The 21,919-nt window shown below is 66.9% G+C and carries 20 protein-coding genes; 10 read left to right on the top strand and 10 right to left on the bottom strand.

The window, feature by feature from the left end:
• Positions 1-123: 123 nt before the first annotated feature.
• The 5 genes from mobA to AC1DY7_RS12365 form a co-directional block, all read right to left on the bottom strand.
• The gene (mobA, locus tag AC1DY7_RS12385) at positions 124-693 is read right to left on the bottom strand and encodes a molybdenum cofactor guanylyltransferase (protein ID WP_477493990.1); all 570 of its coding nucleotides are present in this window, start codon (positions 691-693) and stop codon (positions 124-126) included.
• 19 nt (positions 694-712) lie between these two features.
• Complete coding sequence (locus tag AC1DY7_RS12380) at positions 713-1,792, bottom strand: 2-oxoacid:ferredoxin oxidoreductase subunit beta (RefSeq protein ID WP_477493989.1); 1,080 nt, start codon at positions 1,790-1,792, stop codon at positions 713-715.
• The gene (locus AC1DY7_RS12375) at positions 1,789-3,744 is read right to left on the bottom strand and encodes a 2-oxoacid:acceptor oxidoreductase subunit alpha (protein ID WP_477493988.1); all 1,956 of its coding nucleotides are present in this window, start codon (positions 3,742-3,744) and stop codon (positions 1,789-1,791) included. Before AC1DY7_RS12375 ends, AC1DY7_RS12380 begins: the two co-directional genes overlap by 4 nt.
• A 295-nt stretch (positions 3,745-4,039) precedes the next feature.
• Positions 4,040-4,888 carry a PfkB family carbohydrate kinase gene (locus AC1DY7_RS12370; protein ID WP_477493987.1) on the bottom strand — a complete coding sequence of 283 codons (849 nt, stop codon included), beginning with the start codon at positions 4,886-4,888 and terminating at the stop codon, positions 4,040-4,042.
• 106 nt (positions 4,889-4,994) lie between these two features.
• On the bottom strand, positions 4,995-5,999 hold the full coding sequence (locus AC1DY7_RS12365; RefSeq protein WP_477494498.1) for a LacI family DNA-binding transcriptional regulator: 1,005 nt from the start codon (positions 5,997-5,999) through the stop codon (positions 4,995-4,997).
• 74 nt (positions 6,000-6,073) lie between these two features.
• On the opposite strand from AC1DY7_RS12365, the gene AC1DY7_RS12360 reads away from it, so the two are divergent.
• Genes AC1DY7_RS12360 through AC1DY7_RS12345 form a run of 4 tightly spaced genes read left to right on the top strand, consistent with a single transcriptional unit; the run spans position 6,074 to position 10,084 of the window.
• The gene (locus AC1DY7_RS12360) at positions 6,074-7,237 is read left to right on the top strand and encodes a phytanoyl-CoA dioxygenase family protein (RefSeq protein WP_477493986.1); all 1,164 of its coding nucleotides are present in this window, start codon (positions 6,074-6,076) and stop codon (positions 7,235-7,237) included.
• The gene (locus AC1DY7_RS12355; RefSeq protein ID WP_477493985.1) at positions 7,234-8,241 is read left to right on the top strand and encodes a Gfo/Idh/MocA family protein; all 1,008 of its coding nucleotides are present in this window, start codon (positions 7,234-7,236) and stop codon (positions 8,239-8,241) included. Before AC1DY7_RS12360 ends, AC1DY7_RS12355 begins: the two co-directional genes overlap by 4 nt.
• Positions 8,238-9,098 (top strand): sugar phosphate isomerase/epimerase family protein, encoded by an 861-nt coding sequence (locus AC1DY7_RS12350; RefSeq protein ID WP_477493984.1) that lies wholly within the window; start codon positions 8,238-8,240, stop codon positions 9,096-9,098. Before AC1DY7_RS12355 ends, AC1DY7_RS12350 begins: the two co-directional genes overlap by 4 nt.
• Positions 9,095-10,084, top strand: coding sequence for a Gfo/Idh/MocA family protein (locus AC1DY7_RS12345; protein ID WP_477493983.1), 990 nt, complete (start codon positions 9,095-9,097; stop codon positions 10,082-10,084). Before AC1DY7_RS12350 ends, AC1DY7_RS12345 begins: the two co-directional genes overlap by 4 nt.
• Here the strand turns inward: AC1DY7_RS12345 and AC1DY7_RS12340 are convergent.
• The gene (locus AC1DY7_RS12340; protein WP_477493982.1) at positions 10,081-11,163 is read right to left on the bottom strand and encodes an aldo/keto reductase; all 1,083 of its coding nucleotides are present in this window, start codon (positions 11,161-11,163) and stop codon (positions 10,081-10,083) included. The genes AC1DY7_RS12345 and AC1DY7_RS12340 overlap by 4 nt on opposite strands.
• A 141-nt stretch (positions 11,164-11,304) precedes the next feature.
• Between AC1DY7_RS12340 and AC1DY7_RS12335 the strand changes: the two genes are divergently transcribed.
• Positions 11,305-12,210, top strand: a complete 906-nt coding sequence (locus AC1DY7_RS12335; RefSeq protein ID WP_477493981.1) for an AraC family transcriptional regulator — start codon at positions 11,305-11,307, stop codon at positions 12,208-12,210.
• A gap of 70 nt (positions 12,211-12,280) precedes the next feature.
• On the opposite strand, the gene AC1DY7_RS12330 is transcribed toward AC1DY7_RS12335, so the two are convergent.
• The 4 genes from AC1DY7_RS12330 to AC1DY7_RS12315 all read right to left on the bottom strand — a co-directional run bounded on the left by AC1DY7_RS12330 (position 12,281) and on the right by AC1DY7_RS12315 (position 16,103).
• Positions 12,281-13,099 (bottom strand): ATP-binding cassette domain-containing protein, encoded by an 819-nt coding sequence (locus AC1DY7_RS12330; RefSeq protein WP_477493980.1) that lies wholly within the window; start codon positions 13,097-13,099, stop codon positions 12,281-12,283.
• A gap of 4 nt (positions 13,100-13,103) precedes the next feature.
• Positions 13,104-14,162 (bottom strand): ABC transporter permease, encoded by a 1,059-nt coding sequence (locus tag AC1DY7_RS12325; protein ID WP_477493979.1) that lies wholly within the window; start codon positions 14,160-14,162, stop codon positions 13,104-13,106.
• Positions 14,162-15,148: a sugar ABC transporter substrate-binding protein gene (locus AC1DY7_RS12320; protein WP_477493978.1), complete on the bottom strand. Its 987-nt coding sequence runs from the start codon at positions 15,146-15,148 to the stop codon at positions 14,162-14,164. Before AC1DY7_RS12320 ends, AC1DY7_RS12325 begins: the two co-directional genes overlap by 1 nt.
• A gap of 217 nt (positions 15,149-15,365) precedes the next feature.
• Positions 15,366-16,103: a GntR family transcriptional regulator gene (locus AC1DY7_RS12315; RefSeq protein ID WP_477493977.1), complete on the bottom strand. Its 738-nt coding sequence runs from the start codon at positions 16,101-16,103 to the stop codon at positions 15,366-15,368.
• Between the two features lie 195 nt (positions 16,104-16,298).
• Between AC1DY7_RS12315 and iolC the strand changes: the two genes are divergently transcribed.
• The 5 genes from iolC to AC1DY7_RS12290 all read left to right on the top strand — a co-directional run.
• Entirely contained in the window at positions 16,299-17,276 is a 978-nt protein-coding gene (iolC, locus tag AC1DY7_RS12310) for a 5-dehydro-2-deoxygluconokinase (RefSeq protein ID WP_477493976.1), read from the top strand.
• The gene (locus tag AC1DY7_RS12305; protein WP_477493975.1) at positions 17,269-18,147 is read left to right on the top strand and encodes a Cgl0159 family (beta/alpha)8-fold protein; all 879 of its coding nucleotides are present in this window, start codon (positions 17,269-17,271) and stop codon (positions 18,145-18,147) included. Before iolC ends, AC1DY7_RS12305 begins: the two co-directional genes overlap by 8 nt.
• Positions 18,147-19,019, top strand: coding sequence for a 5-deoxy-glucuronate isomerase (iolB, locus tag AC1DY7_RS12300; RefSeq protein ID WP_477493974.1), 873 nt, complete (start codon positions 18,147-18,149; stop codon positions 19,017-19,019). Before AC1DY7_RS12305 ends, iolB begins: the two co-directional genes overlap by 1 nt.
• A gap of 3 nt (positions 19,020-19,022) precedes the next feature.
• On the top strand, positions 19,023-20,972 hold the full coding sequence (iolD, locus tag AC1DY7_RS12295; RefSeq protein WP_477493973.1) for a 3D-(3,5/4)-trihydroxycyclohexane-1,2-dione acylhydrolase (decyclizing): 1,950 nt from the start codon (positions 19,023-19,025) through the stop codon (positions 20,970-20,972).
• Positions 20,973-21,008: 36 nt separating this feature from the next.
• The coding region (locus AC1DY7_RS12290; protein ID WP_477493972.1) for an aldehyde dehydrogenase family protein at positions 21,009-21,919 on the top strand (911 nt) is incomplete at its 3' end.

The raw sequence follows: 21,919 nt of genomic DNA, 5'->3' as shown, positions 1-21,919 counted from the left end.
ACAACATTTAGCCGACTGTTATTCAGCGGAGATAAAGACCAATAACGTCACGTACGGATAAATTCACCGCCGGAGGCGCTTGAATTCGTAATTTGCTACCCGCAGGGGCGCGAATACCGCCGGTCAGGCGAGGTCGGCAGAGGTGTTGACGTTGGTCAGCGCGCGTTGCTCGTCCAGCACGACGCGGTGGGTGTCGACGCCGGGGGTACCGTCCACCAGGGCTCGCATGCTGCGCTCCCCCGCCGCCACCAACTGTGACGCGGTCTCGGCCAACGAGGTGCGGTAGAGACCGGCCAGGTAGTGGTCACGGCCATCCCACGGCAGCACCACGTCGGCGTCCGACGACTCCCCGATCAGGGTGTCGATCAGCTCGGCCGACAGGTAGGGCATGTCCACGGCGCAGACGAACGCGCGTTGCGCGCCCGCCTCTGCAGCCGCGCGCAACCCGCGTGCGGTCGCCAGCAGTGGACCCAGCCCACGGACATCGTCACGCAGGATCTCGGCGGGCAACGCCGGCAGCGCCTGACCCGGCGCTGCGACGACGAAGACGGGCCGGCAGCGCTGCGATACCGTGGCCACCACGCGTTCGACGAGCGTCTGCCCGTCGAATTCCAGGGTCGCCTTGTCGCGTCCCATGCGGCGGGACGCCCCGCCGGCCAACACAACCGCTGCCAGGGGTCCCGATGACGTCACACCGGCGACGTTAGTCGAGCTAGTCGACGGACCAGGTGTCTTTGCCGCGAAGCAGCGCCTGCAGCGCGGCGGTGTCGCCCGGCTTGGCCGCACGCGCGTCGGTGATCTGCTGGCGGGCCGCGTCGTCGTAGGTCGGCTTGCTGACCTGGCGGAAGATGCCCGTCACCATGTGCTCGAGGTTCTGCTCGGACAGCCGCGACAGCGCGAAGGCGTAGGCCGGGTCGTCGATCGTGGCGTTGTGCACGACGATCTGATCGGCTGCGACATCGGCGGTCTTGGCGACCTCGAGGCCGAAGCCCGACTTGACCACGCAGTACTGCGCGTCGGTGCCGAAGGTGATCGGCTCACCGTGGCTGAGGTTGATCAGCCGGTCCTCGGCGCCTTCCTTGCGCAGCGCGTCGAACGAACCGTCGTTGAAGATCGGGCAGTCCTGCATGATCTCGACGAGCGCGGCACCACGATGGCTGGCCGCGGCGCGAAGCACCTCGGTCAGGCCGGCGCGGTCGGAGTCCAGCGCCCGGCCGACGAAGGTGGCCTCGGCACCGAGCGCCAGCGACACCGGGTTGAACGGGTAGTCCACCGAACCCATCGGGGTCGACTTGGTGACCTTGCCGACCTCGGAGGTCGGCGAGTACTGGCCCTTGGTCAGTCCGTAGATCCGGTTGTTGAACAGCAGGATCGTGATGTTGATGTTGCGGCGCAGCGCGTGGATCAGGTGGTTGCCACCGATGGACAGCGAGTCACCGTCACCGGTCACCACCCACACCGAGAGGTCCGGGCGCGCCAGCGCCAGGCCGGTCGCGATGGTCGGGGCACGGCCGTGGATGGAGTGGAAACCGTAGGTCTCCAGGTAGTACGGGAACCTGCTGGAGCAGCCGATACCGCTGATGAAGGCGATGTTCTCGCGGCGCAGTCCCAGTTCGGGCAGGAAGTTGCGGATGGTGTTGAGGATGACGTAGTCACCGCAGCCGGGGCACCAGCGGACCTCTTGGTCACTGGTGAAGTCCTTGCCCTTCTGCGGCTGGTCCGTCTTCGGCACCAGCGCCGTCTTGCTGAGGGCTTCGGTGAGGCCCAGATCTGAGCCAATCAGGTCGGTCATGCTCCTGCTCCCACGGATTCCACGGTGGCCGCTGCCAGCCGGGCAAACTTCGCCTTGTCAGTTTCCTTCTCGCGCAACGTTCCGTCCAGCGCCGCGCCGATGATGCCCTCGACCTCGTCGGCCAGGAAGGCCATGCCCTCGACCTTGGTCACGGACTGGATGTCGACCAGATACTTACCGCGCAGCAGCAGAGCGAGCTGGCCGAGGTTCATCTCCGGCACCACCACGTTCGGGTAGCGCTTCAGCACCTCTTCGAGGTTGGCCGGGAACGGGTTCAGGTACCGCAGCTGAGCGTGCGCCACCTTGATGCCGTTGCGCCGGGCGCGCCGGCAGGCCTCGCCGATGGGGCCGTAACTGCTGCCCCAGCCGAGCAGAAGCAGCTCGGCGTCACCGGTCGGATCGTCGACCTCGAGGTCGGGCACCGTGATGCCGTCGATCTTGGCCTGCCGCAACCGGACCATGAGGTCGTGGTTCTTCGGCTCGTAGGAGATGTTGCCGGAGCCGTTGGCCGCTTCGAGGCCGCCGATCCGGTGTTCCAGGCCAGGCGTGCCGGGGATCGCGAACTGGCGGGCCAGCGTCTCGGGATCGCGGGCGTACGGCTGGAACGGCTTGCCCTCTTCGGCGAAGGTGTGCTCGATCGACGGGTAGGTGCTGATGTCGGGGATCCGCCACGGCTCCGACCCGTTGGCGATCGCACCGTCGGACAGGATGATCACCGGCGTGTGGTAGCCGATGGCGATGCGGACGGCCTCGACCGCGACGTCGAAGCAGTCCGACGGCGAGCACGGCGCCAGCACCGCGACGGGCGATTCGCCGTTGCGGCCGTACAGCGCCTGCAGCAGGTCGGCCTGCTCGGTCTTGGTCGGCAGGCCGGTGGACGGGCCACCGCGCTGCACATCGATGACCAGCAGCGGGAGCTCGGTCATCACGGCCAGGCCGATGGCCTCCGACTTGAGCGAGACACCGGGGCCCGACGTGCTGGTGACGCCGAGGGCGCCGCCGTACGAGGCACCGATGGCCGCACCGATGCCGGCGATCTCGTCCTCGGCCTGGAAGGTGAGCACGTTGAAGTGCTTGTACTTGGACAGCTCATGCAGGATGTCGCTGGCCGGGGTGATCGGGTAGGTACCCAGCACCACCTGGATGTCGCCCAGCTGACCGGCCGCCACGACGCCGTAGGCGAGCGCGGTGTTGCCGGAGATCTGCCGGTATTCACCCGACTTGAGCTTCGCCGGGGCCACCTCGTAGGTGACGGCGAAGGCCTCGGTGGTCTCGCCGTAGTTCCAGCCCGCCTTCAGCGCCAGCACGTTGGCCTCGGCGATCTCGGGCTTGCGGGCGAACTTCTCCCGGATGAAGGCCTCACTGGCCTCGAGCTCACGCCCGTACATCCAGGACAGCAGCCCCAGGGCGAACATGTTCTTGGCGCGCTGGCCGTCCTTCTTGGTGGCGCCGATCGCCTCGACCGCGCCCAGCGTGAGGGTGGTCATGGCGACGGATTGCACCACATAGTCGGACAGCTCGTCGGATTCCAGCGGATTGCTGTCGTACCCGACCTTGGCCAGGTTGCGCTTGGTGAATTCGTCGGCGTTGGCGATGATCAGGCCACCGCGCGGCAGGTCGGAGACGTTGGCCTTCAGCGCCGCGGGATTCATCGCGACCAGTACGTCCGGACGGTCGCCGGCGGTCAGGATGTCGTAATCGGCGATCTGGATCTGAAACGACGACACACCGGGCAGGGTGCCCTGTGGTGCGCGGATCTCGGCGGGGTAGTTCGGCTGGGTGGCAAGGTCATTGCCGAACAGCGCCGCCTCCGTCGTGAAACGGTCACCGGTGAGCTGCATGCCGTCGCCGGAGTCGCCCGCAAAGCGGATGACGACTTTTTCCAGCTTCTGCCGCGGGGCGGCTCCATTGCCGTTCTGGCCCACGACTCCCTGCCTTTCACGCCCCCTCAACTCTGGCTGTTCGAGGAGAGGCGTTACATCGAAGAATTTTGGTGTCACTACCGGTAACCATTATTGCACTTCTCTTAGGGTGGCTTTTGCCACACAAACCGGCGACACGCGGGTTACCTGTGAAAAAACTTGCTGTTCAGCGACGTAACCAGGAGCGCCAAACAGCGCATTTGTGGTGTTCATCACGTTTTGGAGAATGACATTCTCTAAGGAAGGGCTACTCACCGGTAGATGACCGATAACGCCGTTCTCAAAGAACTTGACACCCGTCAACTTTAGCAGGCGCGCCGCCGGGTCACACCCGGTCCGGCGAACCGACCTCGACGCGCTTCTGCAACTCGCGGGCCACCAACTCGCTGGCCACCTCCGCGGCGCGGCGCGGATCGGCACCGTCGGCCCGGTTGGCCACGTAGCAGGAGGTGAACATGTCGCCGGCGCCGGTGGTCTGCACGCCGAGCACGCGCCATGCCGCAGGCACCCGGATCACGGTGCCGTCCTTGTAAATGTCGCAGCCCTCCGACCCGTAGGTCACCACGATCTCCGGAACACCGAGCCGCTCTGCGGTCGACGCGTCGAAATCCCCGTCGGCGACGATGACCGCCTCATCCTCGGCGAGCTTGAGCACGTCGAGGTGCCGCAGCAGATCGGGCGAGAAGTTGCGGTCCAGCGTCAGCGGCCCCAGGCGGTCGGCGCGCACCAGGCCCTGCCCGTCGTAGGCGATGCGGTGCCCGCGCGCGACCAGGTGCGCCAGCGTGCTCGCCGGGAAGTCGGTCCGCAGCAGCGGTGCGAGGTGGATCCAGGTGGTGCGGGGATCGTCGGTGTCGACGTCCGCGGGGGTCCAGATCGGACCGATGGCGTCGACCGACATCCGGCGATGGTCGGTGTCGTCGTAATCGAGACGGAAGCCGCTGGTGCGATCCGACGGCAGGAACCGGACGATGGAGCCGAAGCGGTCGAGCACCGCGTCGAACAGCTCATGGTCCTCGGGAGCACCCATCGCCACGATGTGTGCGAGGACACTGACATCCTCCAGGGCCACGCCCGCGAACGAGGCGCATCCCCCGGGGCTCGGCGGGGCCCCGTCGATGATGTCGATCGCCAGGTTGCCCAGCACGGTCACGCCCGGGACCAGCTTTGGCGTCATCGAACGGTCTCCTTATGTCTTTACTTTCCCGCGGAATCGTAGTCGGGTTTCCTGCGGAAACAGATTCTTGCGCGCTGTGCTGGCCGTTTCGCTCCGCAAACGTCGCTCAGCAAGGGAGGTTGTACGGCGTGACGACCTGGATCGCCGTCGGCCGCACGGGTTCGGCAGGCAGCGCGCCGTGCTGCTGCAAAATCACCCGCAGAGCCAGCCGCGCGTCGGCCCGCAGATCGTTGTGCAACACCACCGAGATGCGGCCGTCGCGCAGCAGCCGCCGGTTGTCGGCATCGAGATCGTGGGCGATGAAGACATTGCACCCCCGGCCAAGTTTGTCGAAGGCAGCCACCGTCGCGGTGTTGCCACCACCGGGTGAGTACACCGCCGCCACCTCCGGATGACGCTCCAGGGCGTCGAGCACCAAGTGCTCGTTGGTGGCGTCGATACCGTCGCTGTCACTGACCTCGACGATCTCGCGGCCCGAGCCGCGTAACCCGGACCGGAAGCCCACCTCGCGCTCGCCCTCGCCACGAAAAACCGTGCGGCTCAAGGTGATCAGCACGCCCGACGATGCCCCGCCGAGCCACTGATCCATCAGATAGGCGGCGGTCACACCCGCGCCGTGATTGTCGATCCCGACATAGGCGCACCGCGCGCTGTTGGGCACATCGGTCGTGTAGGTCACCACCGGAACACCGGCGGTGACCAGATGGTCGATGGCCTCGGCCACCTCGGGTTCGTCCTGCGCCTTGAGCACCACCCCGTGACTGCCCTTGATCCGGCCGAGCACGTCGGCCATCTGAGCCGTCGAACCCGATTCCCAGAGGTGAAAGCGGGCCCGCACCATCGCCGGCGCGAAGACCGGCAACTCGGCCTCGATGGCGGCGCGAAACGCGTCGGAGAACCGCTGGGGCGTCTGCATCACCACGTCGATCAGGTAGCGGCGACCGTTGAGCCGCAGCTGGGCCCGCTGCTTGTCCAGGTCGGCGATGGCCTGCATGACCTCGGCGCGGGTGTTCTCGCGCACCCCGGGCCGGTCGTTGAGCACGCGATCAACCGTGGCCTCGCTGAGACCGCACTGCTGGGCGATCTCCCGAACCTTGTAGCGATGCATCAGCCACTCCGCACTGAGGTTTTTTTGATGGCTTTTTGCCGTTGATTATGGCACAGAACACAGCAAGACTATCGGTCATGGCTGCACCGCTCACCCGATCCGACGCCGCGTGGATCACCGAACCCGATTGCTCGCTGGAGGATTTCCGGGCCCAGGTACTGCGCGACACCACCCTCGCCGACTACCCGCACGCCGTCGACGTCCGCAGCAATGTGCTCGTCTACTCCGCGGAGTCCATCGCCGGAGCCGACCGGCGGGCGCTGCAGGCCGAGTTGATCACCGCCTTCGCCGACGGCCCCGGCGTTGTGGTGTTCGAGGGCGCCTTCGACCATGACGTGCTGGACCGGGCCAGCGCCGCCTTCGCCGACATCATCGCCGCGCAGCGCGCGGCGGGTGCCGCGGCCGGCGACCACTTCGGCAAAGCGGGCGTCAACGACCGCATCTGGAACGCCGCGCAGAAGCTGGCCCTGCATGCCCCCGACGTCTTCGCGCAGTACTACACCGCCGACACCCTGGCCCTCGTCTCGCAGGCCTGGCTGGGACCGCGCTACCAGGTCACCTCCCAGGTCAATGTCGTCAATCCCGGTGGGGCGCCCCAGGTTCCGCATCGCGACTACCACCTCGGTTTCGTCGACACCGACCAGCTGGCCGACTACCCGGCGCACCTGCACCGACTGTCACCGGCACTCACCCTGCAGGGCGCCGTCGCGCACTGCGATATGCCGCTGCGCAGCGGGCCGACCATGCTGCTGCCCTACTCGCAGCGGTTCGAGGCCGGCTACATCGCCTTCTACCGGCCCGAGTTCATCGACTTCTTCGCCGCCCACCAGGTGCAACTGCCGCTGCAAAAGGGTGACGCGGTGTTCTTCAACCCAGCGCTCTATCACGGGGCGGGCGCCAACACCTCGACCGATATCAGCCGGATGGCCAATCTGCTGCAGATCTCGTCACCGTTCGGGCGGGCGATGGAATCACTGGACCGAACCGCGATGGTGAAGGCGATCTATCCGGCACTGCTGGCGATGAAACAAGCCGGCCGGACCGACCGGGAATTGGCCAATGCCGTCAACGCCACCGCCGAGGCCTACGCCTTTCCCACCAATCTCGACAGCGACCAGCCGATCGGCAGCCTCGCCCCACCCAGCCAGGTCGACACAGTACTGGCCGCACTGGCCGACGATCTGAGCCCCGAAAACCTCGACACCATCCTCGATCAGCAGCAAGAACGGAGAATTCCATGACCACCCTCGGCGTTATCGGACTGGGCCGCATCGGTGCGTTCCACACCGAAACCCTCTCCTCCCTAGCAGGTTTGGATGGGCTGGTGATCACCGACGAGCGCACCGACGTGGCCGCCGCTGTGGCCGCCAAACACGGCGCCAAGGCCGTCGACACCGTGGAAGAACTGCTGTCCTCGGGAGTGGACGGTGTCGTCGTCGCTGCAGCCACCCCGGCGCATGCCGAGCTGACCCTGGCCGCCGTCGAGCGGGGTATCCCGACTTTCTGCGAGAAGCCGATCGCCTCCACCGCGGCGGAGAGCGCGCGGGTCGCCGACATCATCGCCCGCTCCGGAGTGCCGGTTCAGGTGGGCTATCAGCGCCGGTTCGACGCCGCGTTCGCGGCTGCCAAGCGCGCGGTCGACGACGGATCGCTGGGGCTGCTGCACACCGTGCGCAGCACCACGATGGATCCCGCACCCCCGCCGCTGGACTACATCAAGGGCTCCGGCGGCATCTTCCGGGACTGCGCCGTCCACGATTTCGACATCATCCGATGGATCACCGGCCAGAACGCGGTCGACGTGTACGCCACCGGGTCGGTTCAGGGCGACCCGTTGTTCACCGAGTACGGCGATGTGGACACCGCCGCCGTGGTGGTCCGGTTCGACGGCGGCGCGCTCGGCGTCATCTCGAACGCCCGCTACAACGCCCGCGGATACGATTGCCGCCTCGAGGTACACGGCTTCGACGACAGCGTGGCCGCCGGCTGGGATCAGGGCGCGCCGCTGCGAAATGTCGATCCGGCCAACACCTTCCCCACCGGCCCCAGCCACAACTTCTTCATGGACCGGTTCACCGAGGCGTTCCGCACCGAACTGGCGGGCTTCCTCGAGGTGGTCAAGGGCGCGCCGGTCGCCGGCGCGACCGTGGCCGACGCCGTCGAGGTGGCGTGGCTGGCCGAGGCCGCCACGGAGTCCCTGCGCCGGGGTACCCCGGTCACGATCGCGGAGGTCCGCAACTCATGAAGATCGCCGGAGCGCCCATTTCCTGGGGTGTCTGTGAAGTTCCCGGCTGGGGCTACCAGCTTGCGCCGCAACGGGTTCTCGACGAGATGCGTTCGGCCGGGCTGACCGCCACCGAACTCGGTCCGGACGGGTTCCTGCCTGCCGACGCCGATGCGTTGACGGCCCTGCTGGATTCGTACGGACTGGCCTGTGTCGGCGGTTTCGTTCCGGTGGTGCTACACCAGCCCGAACACGACCCGGCCGAGGATCTGGCCGGCCCGCTGGAGTCGCTGGTGGCTGCCGGCGCCGGCGTGGTGGTGCTGGCCGCGGCGACCGGCTCGGACGGGTATGACGAGCGTCCCGAACTCGACGAGACCGGTTGGTCCACCTTGCTTTCCAACCTGGACCGGCTTGCCGCCATCGTGGCGGCGCGTGGACTCAAAGCGGTGCTGCACCCGCATGTCGGGACCATCGTCGAGAACAGCGCCGAGGTGGACCGGGTGCTGGCCGGGTCGAGCATCCCGCTGTGCCTGGACACCGGCCACCTGCTGATCGGTGGCACCGATCCACTGGCGCTGGCCCGCCGGGAGCCCGGGCGCATCGAGCACGCACACCTCAAAGATGTGGATGCCGCACTTGCCGCGAAGGTGCAGTCGGGCGAACTGTCCTACACCCAGGCGGTTGCCGCGGGCATGTACGTGCCGCTGGGCGCGGGTGATGTGGACATCGCCGGAATCGTCAAGGCGTTGGAGGACAACGGTTATGACGGCTGGTATGTGATGGAGCAGGACAACATCCTGGCCGGCGAACCCGAAGGGGAAGGGCCGCTGGCCGACGTCCGCGCAAGTGTGTCGTTCCTCCAGGGCGTCCCCGCGTGAGTCTGCGGATCGGGGTGCTCGGCGCATCGCGCATCGCGGAGTCCGCGATCGTCGGGCCCGCGGCCGAACTCGGTCACCGCCTGGTGGCCGTGGCGGCCCGGGACCGCAGCCGCGCCGAGGCCTTCGCCGACAAGTACGAGGTGGAACGCGTGGTGGAGTCCTATCAGGACGTCATCGACGACCCCGAGGTCGATGTGATCTACAACCCGCTGGCCAACTCCCTGCATGCCCCTTGGAATCTGGCGTCGATCGCCGCGGGAAAGCCGGTACTCAGCGAAAAGCCGTTCGCCCGTGACCATGCCGAGGCGCAACGGGTCGCCGACGCCGCACAGGCGGCGGGTGTGACCGTGTTGGAGGGGTTCCACTACTACTTCCACCCGGTGACGCAGTGCGCATTCGGACTGGCCGCGGACGGCACCCTCGGGGAAATCGTCGAGATCGAGGCACGGATGGCGATGCCGGAACCTGCCGCAGACGATCCGCGGTGGTCGCTGGAACTGGCCGGCGGCGCCCTGATGGACCTGGGCTGTTACGGCCTGCACATCATGCGTTCCCTGGGCGGTCTGGCCACGGCCGGGCTGCAAGGACGGCCGTCGGTGGTACGGGCGCACGCCGAGGAGCGCGCGCCGGGCGTGGACGCCTGGTGCGATGTCGACGTTGCATTTCCGGGTGGCGCTCGCGGCGTATCGGCCAATTCGATGGTGGCCGAAGACTATTCGTTCACCCTGCGGATCGCCGGCACCGACGGCGAGGCACTGGTACACGATTTCATCCGGCCCAGCCACGACGACCGGTTGACACTGACCACCGCGGCCGGCACCACCGTCGAGCATCTTGGCACCCGGGCCAGCTACACCTATCAGCTGGAAGCGTTCGCCGCCCACGTCCAGCACGGTGCACCGCTGGCGCTGGGCACCGACGATGCGGTGGCCAATATGGCACTCGTCGATTCGGCGTACCGGGCCGCGGGACTGCCCACCCGCTAGTACCGGACGGCGCTGGACAGAAGGGGCGGATAGACCCCCGATAGCTGCCCGTCCACGGTGCTACCGGCGAACTGCAGAGTGGCCCGCATCTGCCCGTTGAGCTCCGCCGGATAGTTCAACGCGGGAGCCGACACCTGGTCCAGTCGATGGAGCTGATCGGATGTCAGCGCGACGTCCAACCCGGCGACGTTGGATTCCAGGTGCGCCAGCCGCCGCGCCCCGATGATCGGTACGACAGTCCCGGCGCGGGCCCGTAACCAGGCCAATGCCACCGCCGCCGAACTGGTTTCAAGGTCATCGGCGATGGCGTCGACCGCCTCGATCACCGTGAACTCGGCCTCACCGGGCCCGCCGACGTAGGCGGTGCGCGCCGAGTCCGCGACGGCGCTGCCGCGGCGGTACTTGCCGGACAGGAAGCCGTTCTTGAGGGGGCTCCACGGCACCAGCGCCATGCCCTGGTCTGCCGCCAGTGGAGCCAACTCCCCCTCGACCGTACGAGCCAGCAGTGAATACTCGACCTGCAGGGCGATCAGCGGAGTCCAGCCACGCAGCAGCGCCATGGTCTGCGCCTGCGCGGTGACCCAGGCCGGCGTGTTCGAGAATCCGATATAGCGAACGGTGCCGGCACGCACCAGGTCGTCGAGGGTACGCATGGTCTCCTCGATCGGCGTGTGCCGGTCCCAGTTGTGCAGCCAGTACACGTCGAGGTAGTCGGTCTGCATGCGGCGCAACGTCTCCTGCACCTGGGCGAGGATCGCCGTGCGGCCCGCACCGCCACCGTTGGGGTCACCCGGATACAGGTTGGCGAAGAACTTCGAGGCCAGCACCACACGCTGTCGGCGGCCGGAGTTGCGGGCGAAGAAGTCACCGAGGATCTTTTCGGAGTGCCCGTTGGTGTAGAAGTTCGCGGTGTCGACGAAGTTGCCACCCCGGTCCAGGTAGGCGGCCAGGATGCGTTCCGATTCCTCGACGCCGGCTCCCGCGGCACCGGGATCCTCTCCGAATGTCATTGCACCGAGGGCGAAAGGGCTGACCCGCAGGCCAGACCGGCCGAGTGTGACGTAGCTGTCGAGTGCCATGGAATTGCTCCTCAAGAAAGGGAATTGGACTTCTCCATTCCAACCGGGGAGGGGCCACGCGGGTAGACCGATGCAGGCACGTTCTTGCACGATCCTGCTTAATTTGCCTGGATCGGATGCCCGGCGTGATTATCTGCAGAGATGCACACCGTGTCCGACTCCCTGGCCGAGATACGACGCCTGATCGATGCGCATGCCCGCGCCGATCTGCGCACATCCATCGAGGGCCTGTTGTTGTCCAAGATGGCCGGTGGCGGCAGTCCGGACTACTCGCTGACCGATCCCCTGCTGGTCGTGATGGCCCAGGGCGGCAAGCGGCTGCTGCTGGGTGACGAGGCGTTCGAATACCGCGCCGGACAGTGTCTGGTCGTCGCAGCCAGCCTGCCGGTGACCGGGCACTACCTCGACACCACTCCCGAACGACCATCGCTGGCCATGGGGCTGGTTTTGCGCCCGGATGCGCTGTCGGCATTGCTGTTACGCACACCGGTCCGGCCCCGGGCGCGCGCCTCGGCCGGGGCCGCCATCGCCACCGGCGATGCAACCCCCGACGTGTTGGACGCGGTCGCCCGATTCCTTCGCCTGCTGGACAGTCCCACCGACGCCGCCGTGCTGGCTCCCCTGCTCGAGCAGGAGATCTTATGGCGGCTGCTCACGGGTCCGCAGGGCGATATCGTCCGCCAGATCGGTCTCGCCGACAGCGCGCTGGCCCATGTCAACCGCGCGATCAGCTGGATGCGGGACAACTACGCCGCCCCGGTCCGGATGGAGGATCTGGCGCGGATGTCAGGAATGAGCACCTCGGCGTTCCATCGGCAGTTCCGCGCCGTCACGGCGATGAGCCCGTTGCAGTTCCAGAAGCGGATCCGTCTGCAGGAGGCCAGATCCCTGCTCGTCGCACGGCCCGGTGACATCGCGGGCGTGGGACACCGGGTGGGCTATGACAGCCCCTCGCAGTTCAACCGCGAGTACCGCCGGCTGTTCGGGGCGCCGCCCGGTCAGGATGCGTTACGGCTACGCGAGATGGGTGAGCAGAGCTTCCCCTGAGACGCCGAAACTGCACCTTCTGACGGGTAACTCGGCGATTTCGTCAGAAGGCGCAGTCTCGGCGGCCGTCTTAGCGGCGGCCCAGTTCGTGGGTCAGGGCCTCGAGTTCGTTGCCGCCGGCCATCTCCTGGGTGAGGTGCTCCAGCGTGATCTCGTCATAGGTGCAGTCCAGCTTCTGCCTGCCGCGGTTGAGCAGCACGAAGTGGTCGCCCACCATGTGCGCGTGGTGCGGGTTGTGGGTGATGAAGATGACCCCGAAACCCTGCTCCTTGGCCGCGGTGATGTAGCGCAGCACCATGCCGGACTGCTTGACACCCAGTGCGGCGGTGGGCTCGTCGAGGATCAGCACCCGGGCGCCGAAGAAGATGGCGCGCGCGATGGCCACGCACTGACGCTGACCACCCGAGAGCGAGCCGATCGGCGCGTCCACGTCGGGCAGGTCGATGCCCATCTTGTGCAGTTCGGAGATGGTCGTCGCCCGCATCGCCGGGATGTCCAGCGACTTGAGGATGCCCTTCTTTCGCAGCTCGTTGCCGAGGAAGAAGTTGCGCCACACCGGCATCAGGCTGACGACGGCCAGGTCCTGGTACACCGTGGCGATACCCGCGTTGAGCGAATCCTTCGGGGAGTCGAACGTCGTCGCCTCACCGTCGATGAGCAGTTCGCCCTCGGTGGGCTTGTGCAGGCCGGCGATGATCTTGATGAGCGTGGACTTGCCCGCGCCGTTGTCGCCGAGCACACCGGTCACCTCGCCGGCACCCACCCGAAGGTTGATGTCCTTGAGCGCGATGATGTTTCCGTAACTCTTGCCGACGTTGCGGAGCTCCACCAAGGGCGCCTCACCACCCGCGGGGGTCTCGGCGATCGGGGTTTGCGCTGCAGTGGTCATGTGTCTACCTCTTCGCTGCGTAGTTGCGGACGACGTTGTTGGCGATCACCGCGAACAGCAGCATGGCGCCCAGGAAGAACTTGAACCAGTCGGGATTCCAGCCCGCGTAGACGATGCCCTGGTTAGTCATGCCGAAGATGAACGCACCGATCAGGGTGCCGATCGCGGTGCCGTAGCCACCGGTGAGCAGGCAGCCGCCGACCACCGCGGCGATGATGTAGAAGAACTCGTTACCGATGCCCTGCCCGGACTGCACGGTGTTGAACGCGAACAGCAGGTGCATGCCGACGAACCAGGCACAGAAGCTGACGACCATGAACAGGCCGATCTTGACCTTGGTGACAGGCACGCCGACCGCGCGGGCGCTGTCCTGGTTACCGCCCACGGCGAAGATCCAGTTGCCGACCCGGGTGCGGAACAGTACGTAGGTGGCGATGGCCGCGAACAGCACCCACCACAGCACGGTGACGCGCACCGAGACCCCCAAGATGTTGAACGACGACGCGAAGACGGCCTTGCCGGAGTCGAAGCCCTCCATGTCGGACACGCTGGGGGTCGCCACCTGACCGGAGAGCAGCTTGGTGACGGCGAGGTTGATACCGGTGAGCATGAAGAACGAGCTGAGCGTGATGAGGAAGGACGGGATCTTGGTCTTCATCACCATGTAGCCGTTGAAGAAGCCGACCGCCAGCGCGATCACCAGGGACAGTGCCGCTCCCACCCAGAGATTGAGGTGCAGGTTGTATGACAGCATCGACGCGGCCAGGGACGAGGTGGTGACGGCGACGCCCGAGGACAGGTCGAATTCGCCGCCGATCATGAGCACGCCGACACCGACGGCCATGATGCCGATGGTCGAGCTGGCGTACAGGATGGTGGCCATGGCTTCCGGGGTGCGGAACGGCGGTGCCACCACGAAGAACAGGATGAAGATACCGACGGCGCCGACGAACGCACCCACCTCGGGGCGGATCAGCAAGCGCTGCAACCGGTTCTGCTCTTTGACCCGTTCGTCGCGGACGACGGTGTGGGTTTCGAGATTGAGGTCTGCCTGGGTACTCACTAGCGGGTCCCCGCCTTCGCATACTCGGCGACAGCGTCGATGTTCGACTTGTCGATGAACGACGGGCCCGTCAGCGTCGGCTGACCGCCGCCGAGCACGTTGCCGTTGTTGATGTAGAGCCACAGCGAGTCGACGGCAAGGTACCCCTGCAGGAAGGGCTGCTGGTCGACGGCCCACTGCACGTCGCCGGTCTTGATGGCGTCCACCAGGGCGGCGTTGGTGTCGAACGTGGTGACCTTGGCCTTGCTGGCGGCGTTCTTCACCGACTGGACCGCCGTCATCGCGAACGGTGCACCGAGGGTGAGCACGTAGTCGATGGACGGGTCCTGCTGCAGTTTCGCGGTGATGGTGGCCTCCACCGACGGCATGTCCTTGCCGTTGACGTTGAGCACCTCGGTACCGGGGAACGCGTTCTTCACGCCCGCGCAACGGGATTCGAGGCCGACGTGGCCCTGCTCCTGGATGACGCAGATGGCTTTCTTGGAGCCTTCGGCGGCGAGGCGCTTGCCCGCACCCTGGCCGGCGATGTACTCGTCCTGGCCGAAGAATTCCTTGACGCCCATCGGCGCCCAGGCGTCGGCGCCGGCGTTGAAGGCCACCACCGGGATGCCCTTGGCGGTCGCGGCCTCGATGGCGCCCTTCATGGCGTCCGGCTTGGCCAGCGTGACCGCGATGCCCTTCACGCCGCTGTCGACGGCGGTCTGCACCAGGTTCGCCTGGTTGGGCGCTTCGGGGTCGTTGGAGTACCGGAGCTCGATGTTGTCCTTCTTGGCAGCCGTCTCCGCGCCCTTTCGCACCAGGTCCCAGAAGGAGTCACCGGGAACTTCGTGCGTGATCATCGCGATGGTCGCGCGCGGCGTGTCGGCCGTGCCCGCGCCCATGCCGCCGCCGCTGCTGTCGGGTTTTCCACCGGTGCTGGAACATGCGCTCGCACCCAGAACGAGCACGCCCGCCCCGGCCACCGCCATCAGCCGACTGAACCTCATTGTTTCTCCTTGTCTCGATCTCACCGGGCGCTCGTCCGCACTGGATTCCAGTGGCAAGCGACACGGCCTCGGTATCGATGTAATACCGCTCACATCTGAAAGTCAAGACTTTGTTCTGACATTAGGACTGCATATCAAATGCCTGCCACACGACAGCAAACCCGCGAGACAGGCAAGCCATCTCGCGGGTTCGTGGAACATGTTGGAGCAGAAGCGATTACCGATCAACCAGGGTGGTGTCGAAGTAGTACCGCGACGCCCGGTAGGAATGGCTGCCGTACTCGACAATGCGACCCGAATCATCGAAGGCGGTCCGCTCCATCACCAGCAGCGGTGCCTTGATCTTCTCGTCGAGCAGCCGGGCCTCATCCCGATCGGCCGCTTTGGCGCCGATCCGCTGGCGGGCCAGCCGGATGTGCACACCGCGCGCACGTAGGGCCTGATACAGCCCGACGCGCTCCAACTCGTCGCGGTCCGGCGCGATCGGCGAGGGCAGATGGTTGGTCATCAACGCCAGCGGCTGGCCGCCCGACGTGCGCAGCCGGCGCATCATCACCACCTCGGAGCCCGGATCGAGATTGAGGTGGCCGGCGATCTCCGAGGACGCCGGACCCGTGACGTAGTCGAGCACCTTGGTGGCCGGCTCCKGGCCGGCCCGGGCGAGGTCGTCGAACAGGCTGGTCAGTTCCACGGGCCGGTGCACCGGCGTCTGGACCACCTGGGTGCCGACGCCGCGCTTGCGCACCAGCAGGCCCTTGTCCACGAGTTCCTGGATGGCGCGCCGTGTCGTCGGACGAGACAGACTGAGCCGGCTGGCCAGCGCCAGCTCGTTCTCGAAGCGGTCACCCGGCTTGAGCTCGCCGGTCATGATGGCCTTCTCGAAGACCTGCGCAACCTGGAAATACAGCGGTATCGGACTCGATCTGTCGAGTTCGACAACCAATGTCGGGGTCACCCTCACTCCGATCCACCTGGGTTCCGCGCCGGTGCGGCCGGAAGTGATTGCCAAGACTACCCGCAAATGACCGCAAGTAAGAATGTCCGGACAAAGTCTTGACATGACGTGGCGCCAGAGCGCACAGTCGATGTCAACACCGGGCGCACTCGCGCCACCGGGGGTCAGTACGCACATCGCATTCGGGAGTCAGCTGTGACCGCTACCGTCAACCAGACATTCGACGCCATCGCCATCGGGCGCAGTGGCGTCGACGTGTACCCACTCCAGGTCGGACTCGGCCTCGAGGACGTCACCTCGTTCGGCAAGTTCCTCGGCGGCAGCGCCGCGAATGTCGCTGTCGCCGCGGCACGGCTAGGCAACCGGACCGCGCTGATCTCGGGCGTGGGCAATGATCCGTTCGGCCGCTACGTCCGCAACGAACTCGACCGGCTCGGCGTCGACAATCGCTTCGTCACCACACACGGCGAATACCCCACCCCGGTGACGTTCTGCGAGATCTTCCCGCCCGACGACTTCCCGCTGTACTTCTACCGCAAGCCCTCGGCGCCGGACCTGCAGATCGAATCCGCCGAGCTCGACCTGGACGCCATCCGCAACGCCAAGCTGTACTGGTCGACCGTCACCGGGCTGTCCGAAGAGCCCAGCCGCAGCGCGCATTTCGCGGCCTGGGAGGCTCGCTCGCGAGCGCCGCTGACGGTGCTGGACCTGGACTACCGGCCGATGTTCTGGGCCACCCCGGCCGCGGCCAGCGAGCAGGTGCAGCGGGCACTGGCACACGTCACCGTCGCCGTCGGCAACCGCGAAGAGTGCGAGATCGCCGTCGGCGAAACCAATCCGCACAAGGCCGCCGACGCCCTGCTGGACCTCGGCGTGGAACTGGCCATCGTCAAGCAGGGACCGCGCGGCGTGCTCGGCAAGACCAAGCACAGCTCGGTCACCGTCCCGCCCAACGAGGTTGACGTCGTCAACGGCCTCGGTGCCGGAGATGCCTTCGGCGGCAGCCTGATCCACGGTCTGCTGCGCGGCTGGCAGCTGGAGAAGACCCTGCGTTACGCCAATGCCGCCGGCGCCATCGTCGCCTCGCGGCTGGAGTGCTCGACCGCGATGCCCACCGCCACCGAGGTGTCCGACCTCGCCGAGAAGACCGCCGTGGAGGCCGTCAATGTCTAGTTTGTGCCGTGATTACGCCGCCGTCACCGACCTGCGCGCCGGCGACCCGGCCGCTGTCGCCAAGGCCTGGCAGGCGCGGACCACCCGTCCGACCGTCCGTGGCGACGGCCGGCTGATGATCGTCGCCGCCGACCACCCGGCGCGCGGGGCCCTGTCCGTCGGCACCCGTCCAACCGCGATGAACAACCGCATCGACCTGCTCGACCGGCTGCGCACCGCGCTGGCCGATCCGGGCGTGGACGGCGTTCTCGCCACCTCCGACATTCTCGACGACCTGCTGCTGCTCGGGGCGCTGGAGGACAAGGTGGTGTTCTCGTCCTTCAACCGCGGCGGCCTGGCCGGTGCCTCGTTCGAGCTCGACGACCGGATGACCGGTGCCACCGCCGCCTCCACCGCGGCCGCGAACATGAACGGCGGAAAGATGTTGTGCCGCATCGACCTCGACGACGCGGGCACCGTCGCCACGCTGGCCTCCTGCGCGCAGGCCGTCGACGAACTGGCAGCCAACGGCTTGATCGCCATGCTCGAACCGTTCATGTCCTCGCGCGTCGACGGGAAGGTCCGCAACGACCTCTCCCCCGACGCCGTCATCAAATCGGTCGCCATCAGCTCGGGATTGGGATCCACTTCGGCCTACACCTGGATGAAGCTGCCCGTCGTCGAGGAGATGGACCGGGTGATGGAGTCCACGACGATGCCGACCTTGCTGCTCGGTGGTGACCCGACCGATCCCGACGAGGCTTTCGCGTCGTGGGAGAAGGCACTGGCGCTGCCCGCGGTGCGCGGCCTGATCGTCGGGCGCACCCTGCTCTACCCCGGCGACGACGATGTCGCCTCGGCGGTCGCGACGGCAGTGAAGCTGGTGCGCTGATGAATTCGAAGTTGTACATCCCGGCCAACAGTGCCGCCGCGCCGTTCACCGTCGCGATCACGCCCGAGGACGCCGGCTGGGCCGAGTCCTCGCTACACGTTGTCGATCTGGGTGACGGTGGGACGGTGTCGCTGAACACCGGCGACACCGAGGTGATGATCCTGCCGCTGTCCGGTGGCGGGTCCGTCGACGCCAGCGGCGAGACGTTCGAATTGTCGCCGCGCGGTTCGGTGTTCGACGGGCCGGCCGACATGGTCTACCTCGGTATCGACCAGGGCTACACCATCACCGGCACCGGCCGCATCGCGATCTGCGGCGCACGTGCCGCCCGGTCGTTCCCGAACCGCCGCGTCGCCGCCGCCGACGTCTCGGTCGAGCTGCGTGGCGCAGGAAACTGCAGCAGGCAGGTGCACAACTTCGGCACCGCCACCACCTTCGAGGCCGACTCGCTGATCGCGTGCGAGGTGATCACGCCCGGGGGCAACTGGTCCAGCTACCCAGCGCACAAACACGACGAGAACTCCGAGCTGGAAACCCAGCTGGAGGAGGTCTACTACTTCGAGATCGACGACAGCCCAGCCGGCACACCGGGATTCGGCTATCACCGGGTGTACGGCACCCCTGAGCGCCCCATCGAGGTGCTCGAAGAGGTACGCACCGGCGACGTGGTGCTCGTCCCGCACGGCTACCACGGACCGTCGATCGCCGCCCCCGGCCACCACATGTACTACCTGAACGTGATGGCAGGCTCCGGTCCCGACCGCGCCTGGCTCATCTGCGATGACCCCAACCACACCTGGTTGCGCGGCACCTGGGACAACGAGCCGATCGATCCCCGCCTGCCGTTCACCACCGCTCACCGAGGAGCCTGACCCATGGTTTCCACCGCCCCCAAGGCGACCGCCAAGTTCGTCGACAACGAAGGCACCGTGCGACTCACGGTGGCCCAGGCCACCGTTCGGTTCCTGGCCAACCAGTACGTCGAACGCGACGGGGAACGCACCAAGTTCTTCGCCGGCTGCTTCGGCATCTTCGGCCACGGCAACGTCGCGGGCCTGGGCCAGGCGCTGCTGCAGGACGAGATCGAATCCCTGGACGCGGGCCGCGAGCCCGGTCTGAAGTATGTGCTGGGCCGCAACGAGCAGGCCATGGTGCACACCGCCGTGGCGTACGCACGACAGAAGGACCGCCTGCAGGCATGGGCGGTGACCGCCAGCGTCGGACCCGGTGCGACCAACATGCTCACCGGCGCCGCGCTGGCCACCATCAACCGGCTCCCCGTGCTGCTGCTGCCCGCGGACACCTTCGCCACCCGGGTCAGCTCCCCAGTGCTGCAGGAACTGGAACTGCCCGGCTCCGGTGATGTCACCGTCAACGACGCCTTCAAACCGTTGTCTCGCTTCTTCGACCGGGTCTGGCGTCCCGAGCAGCTGCCGTCGGCACTGCTCGGCGCCATGCGGGTACTGACCGATCCCGTCGAGACCGGCGCGGCGACGGTGGCGATCCCGCAGGACGTCCAGGCCGAGGCCCACGACTTCCCGGAATCGCTGTTCGCCGAACGGACCTGGCATGTGGCCCGTCCCCTGCCGGAGCGCTCGGTGCTGGCCCGCGCCGCGGAGATCATCCGTTCGGCCACCAAGCCGCTGATCGTCGCCGGCGGCGGCGTGCACTACTCCGGCGCCGAAGAGGCCTTGGCCGTGCTGGCCGCCGCGACCGGTATTCCTGTCGGTGAAAGCCAGGCGGGTAAGGGCTCACTGCTGCACGACCATCCGCAGTCGGTGGGCGCCATCGGTTCGACCGGCACCACCGCCGCCAACGCGCTGGCCGCCGAGGCCGACGTGGTGATCGGTATCGGCACGCGCTACAGCGATTTCACCTCGGCGTCGCGCACCGCGTTCAACAACCCGGACGTCCGGTTCGTCAACATCAATGTGGCATCACTGGATTCGGTGAAGCAGGGCGCACTGAGCGTGGTGTCCGACGCGCGTGAGGCCATCGAGGGGTTGGCCCATGCGCTGAAGGATCACTCGGTCAGCGACGAATACCGGGCGCGCACCGCCGAACTGGCCGCCGAGTGGAATGAGACCGTCTCCGCGGTGTACGCCACCGAGGACGATGTGGCGCTGAACCAGAACCAGGTGATCGGGCTGGTGAACACCCTGTCGGATCCCCAGGACGTGGTGGTGTGCGCCGCCGGCTCGATGCCCGGTGACCTGCACAAGCTGTGGCGGATGCGGGACCGCAAGGGCTACCACGTCGAATACGGTTTCTCGTGCATGGGTTACGAGATCGCCGGCGGCATCGGTGTGCGGATGGCCGACGCCGATCGCGATGTGTTCATCATGGTCGGCGACGGGTCCTACCTGATGATGGCGACGGAGATCGTCACCGCCGTGCAGGAAGGCGTGAAGGTCATCCCGGTCCTGGTGCAGAACCACGGATTCGCTTCCATCGGTGGGCTTTCCGAATCTGTCGGGTCACAGCGTTTCGGCACCGACTACCGCTACCGCGGTGCGGGCGGACGTCTCGACGGCGCCATCCTGCCGGTGGACCTGGCCGCCAACGCCGCCAGCCTGGGCGCCGATGTCATCAAGGTCGGCACCCCGGCTGAGTTCGCCGACGCGGTCAAGGTGGCCAAGGCCGCCGACCGCACCACCGTCATCTACGTCGAGACCGATCCGAGGATCTACGCCCCGGACAGCTTCTCGTGGTGGGACGTCCCTGTGAGCCAGGAGTCGACGTTGGAGTCCACCCAAGAGGCCTACCAGCGGTACGCCGAGTGGAAGCGCGTCCAGCGCCCGCTGATCAAGCCGTTCGACAACTGAAGCTTTGTACATTCCGAGTCAGAAGTGAGAATCACCATGTCCAACACCATTTCCCACTGGGTCAACAACGAGATCTTCACCGGCAGCAGCGACAAGACCGCACCGGTGACCAACCCCGCCACCGGTGCCGTCACCGGTCAGGTGGCGCTGGCGTCGGTGGCCGATGCGCAGGCCGTCATCGACGCCGCCGCGGCCGCGTTCCCGGCGTGGCGGGACACCTCGCTGGCCAAGCGCACGCAGGTGCTGTTCAACTTCCGCGAACTCTTGAACGCCCGCAAGGGTGAGCTGGCCGAGATCATCACCAGCGAGCACGGCAAAGTCGTCTCCGATGCCCTCGGTGAGGTCAGCCGCGGCCAGGAGGTCGTCGAATTCGCCTGTGGCATCCCGCACCTGCTCAAGGGTGGTTTCACCGAGAACGCCTCCACCAAGGTGGATGTGCATTCCATGCTGCAGCCCATCGGCCCGGTGGGCATCATCTCGCCGTTCAACTTCCCGGCCATGGTGCCGATGTGGTTCTTCCCCGTGGCGATCGCCGCCGGCAACACCGTGGTGCTCAAGCCGTCGGAGAAAGACCCGACCGCGTCGCTGTGGCTGGCTGCCCTCTGGAAGGAAGCGGGTCTGCCCGACGGTGTCTTCAACGTGTTGCAGGGCGACAAGACCGCCGTGGATGCGTTGCTGACCAGCCCGGCCATCAAGGCGATCTCGTTTGTCGGATCGACACCCATTGCGCAGTACGTGTATTCGACCGGTACCGCCTCCGGTAAGCGCGTCCAGGCCCTCGGCGGAGCCAAAAACCACGCCGTCATCCTCCCCGACGCCGACCTCGACCTCGCCGCCGACGCCATGGTCAACGCCGGATTCGGCTCCGCAGGCGAACGCTGCATGGCCATCTCCGCCGCCGTCGCCGTCGGCCCCATCGCCGACGACCTCGCCGACGACCTCGTCGC

It is taken from the genome of Mycobacterium sp. P2_H7, assembly GCF_056403275.1.
This window is presented reverse-complemented; position numbering and strand designations above follow the sequence as displayed.

Excerpts from the sequence above, each read along its gene's own strand:
- AC1DY7_RS12380 (WP_477493989.1), bottom strand. The coding sequence starts at position 1,792 with ATGACCGACCTGATTGGCTCAGATCTGGGCCTCACCGAAGCCCTCAGC.
- AC1DY7_RS12370 (WP_477493987.1), bottom strand. The coding sequence starts at position 4,888 with ATGACGCCAAAGCTGGTCCCGGGCGTGACCGTGCTGGGCAACCTGGCG.
- AC1DY7_RS12360 (WP_477493986.1), top strand. The coding sequence starts at position 6,074 with ATGGCTGCACCGCTCACCCGATCCGACGCCGCGTGGATCACCGAACCC.
- AC1DY7_RS12355 (WP_477493985.1), top strand. The coding sequence starts at position 7,234 with ATGACCACCCTCGGCGTTATCGGACTGGGCCGCATCGGTGCGTTCCAC.
- AC1DY7_RS12350 (WP_477493984.1), top strand. The coding sequence starts at position 8,238 with ATGAAGATCGCCGGAGCGCCCATTTCCTGGGGTGTCTGTGAAGTTCCC.
- AC1DY7_RS12340 (WP_477493982.1), bottom strand. The coding sequence starts at position 11,163 with ATGGCACTCGACAGCTACGTCACACTCGGCCGGTCTGGCCTGCGGGTC.
- AC1DY7_RS12335 (WP_477493981.1), top strand. The coding sequence starts at position 11,305 with ATGCACACCGTGTCCGACTCCCTGGCCGAGATACGACGCCTGATCGAT.
- AC1DY7_RS12330 (WP_477493980.1), bottom strand. The coding sequence starts at position 13,099 with ATGACCACTGCAGCGCAAACCCCGATCGCCGAGACCCCCGCGGGTGGT.
- AC1DY7_RS12320 (WP_477493978.1), bottom strand. The coding sequence starts at position 15,148 with ATGAGGTTCAGTCGGCTGATGGCGGTGGCCGGGGCGGGCGTGCTCGTT.
- AC1DY7_RS12305 (WP_477493975.1), top strand. The coding sequence starts at position 17,269 with ATGTCTAGTTTGTGCCGTGATTACGCCGCCGTCACCGACCTGCGCGCC.
- iolB (WP_477493974.1), top strand. The coding sequence starts at position 18,147 with ATGAATTCGAAGTTGTACATCCCGGCCAACAGTGCCGCCGCGCCGTTC.
- iolD (WP_477493973.1), top strand. The coding sequence starts at position 19,023 with ATGGTTTCCACCGCCCCCAAGGCGACCGCCAAGTTCGTCGACAACGAA.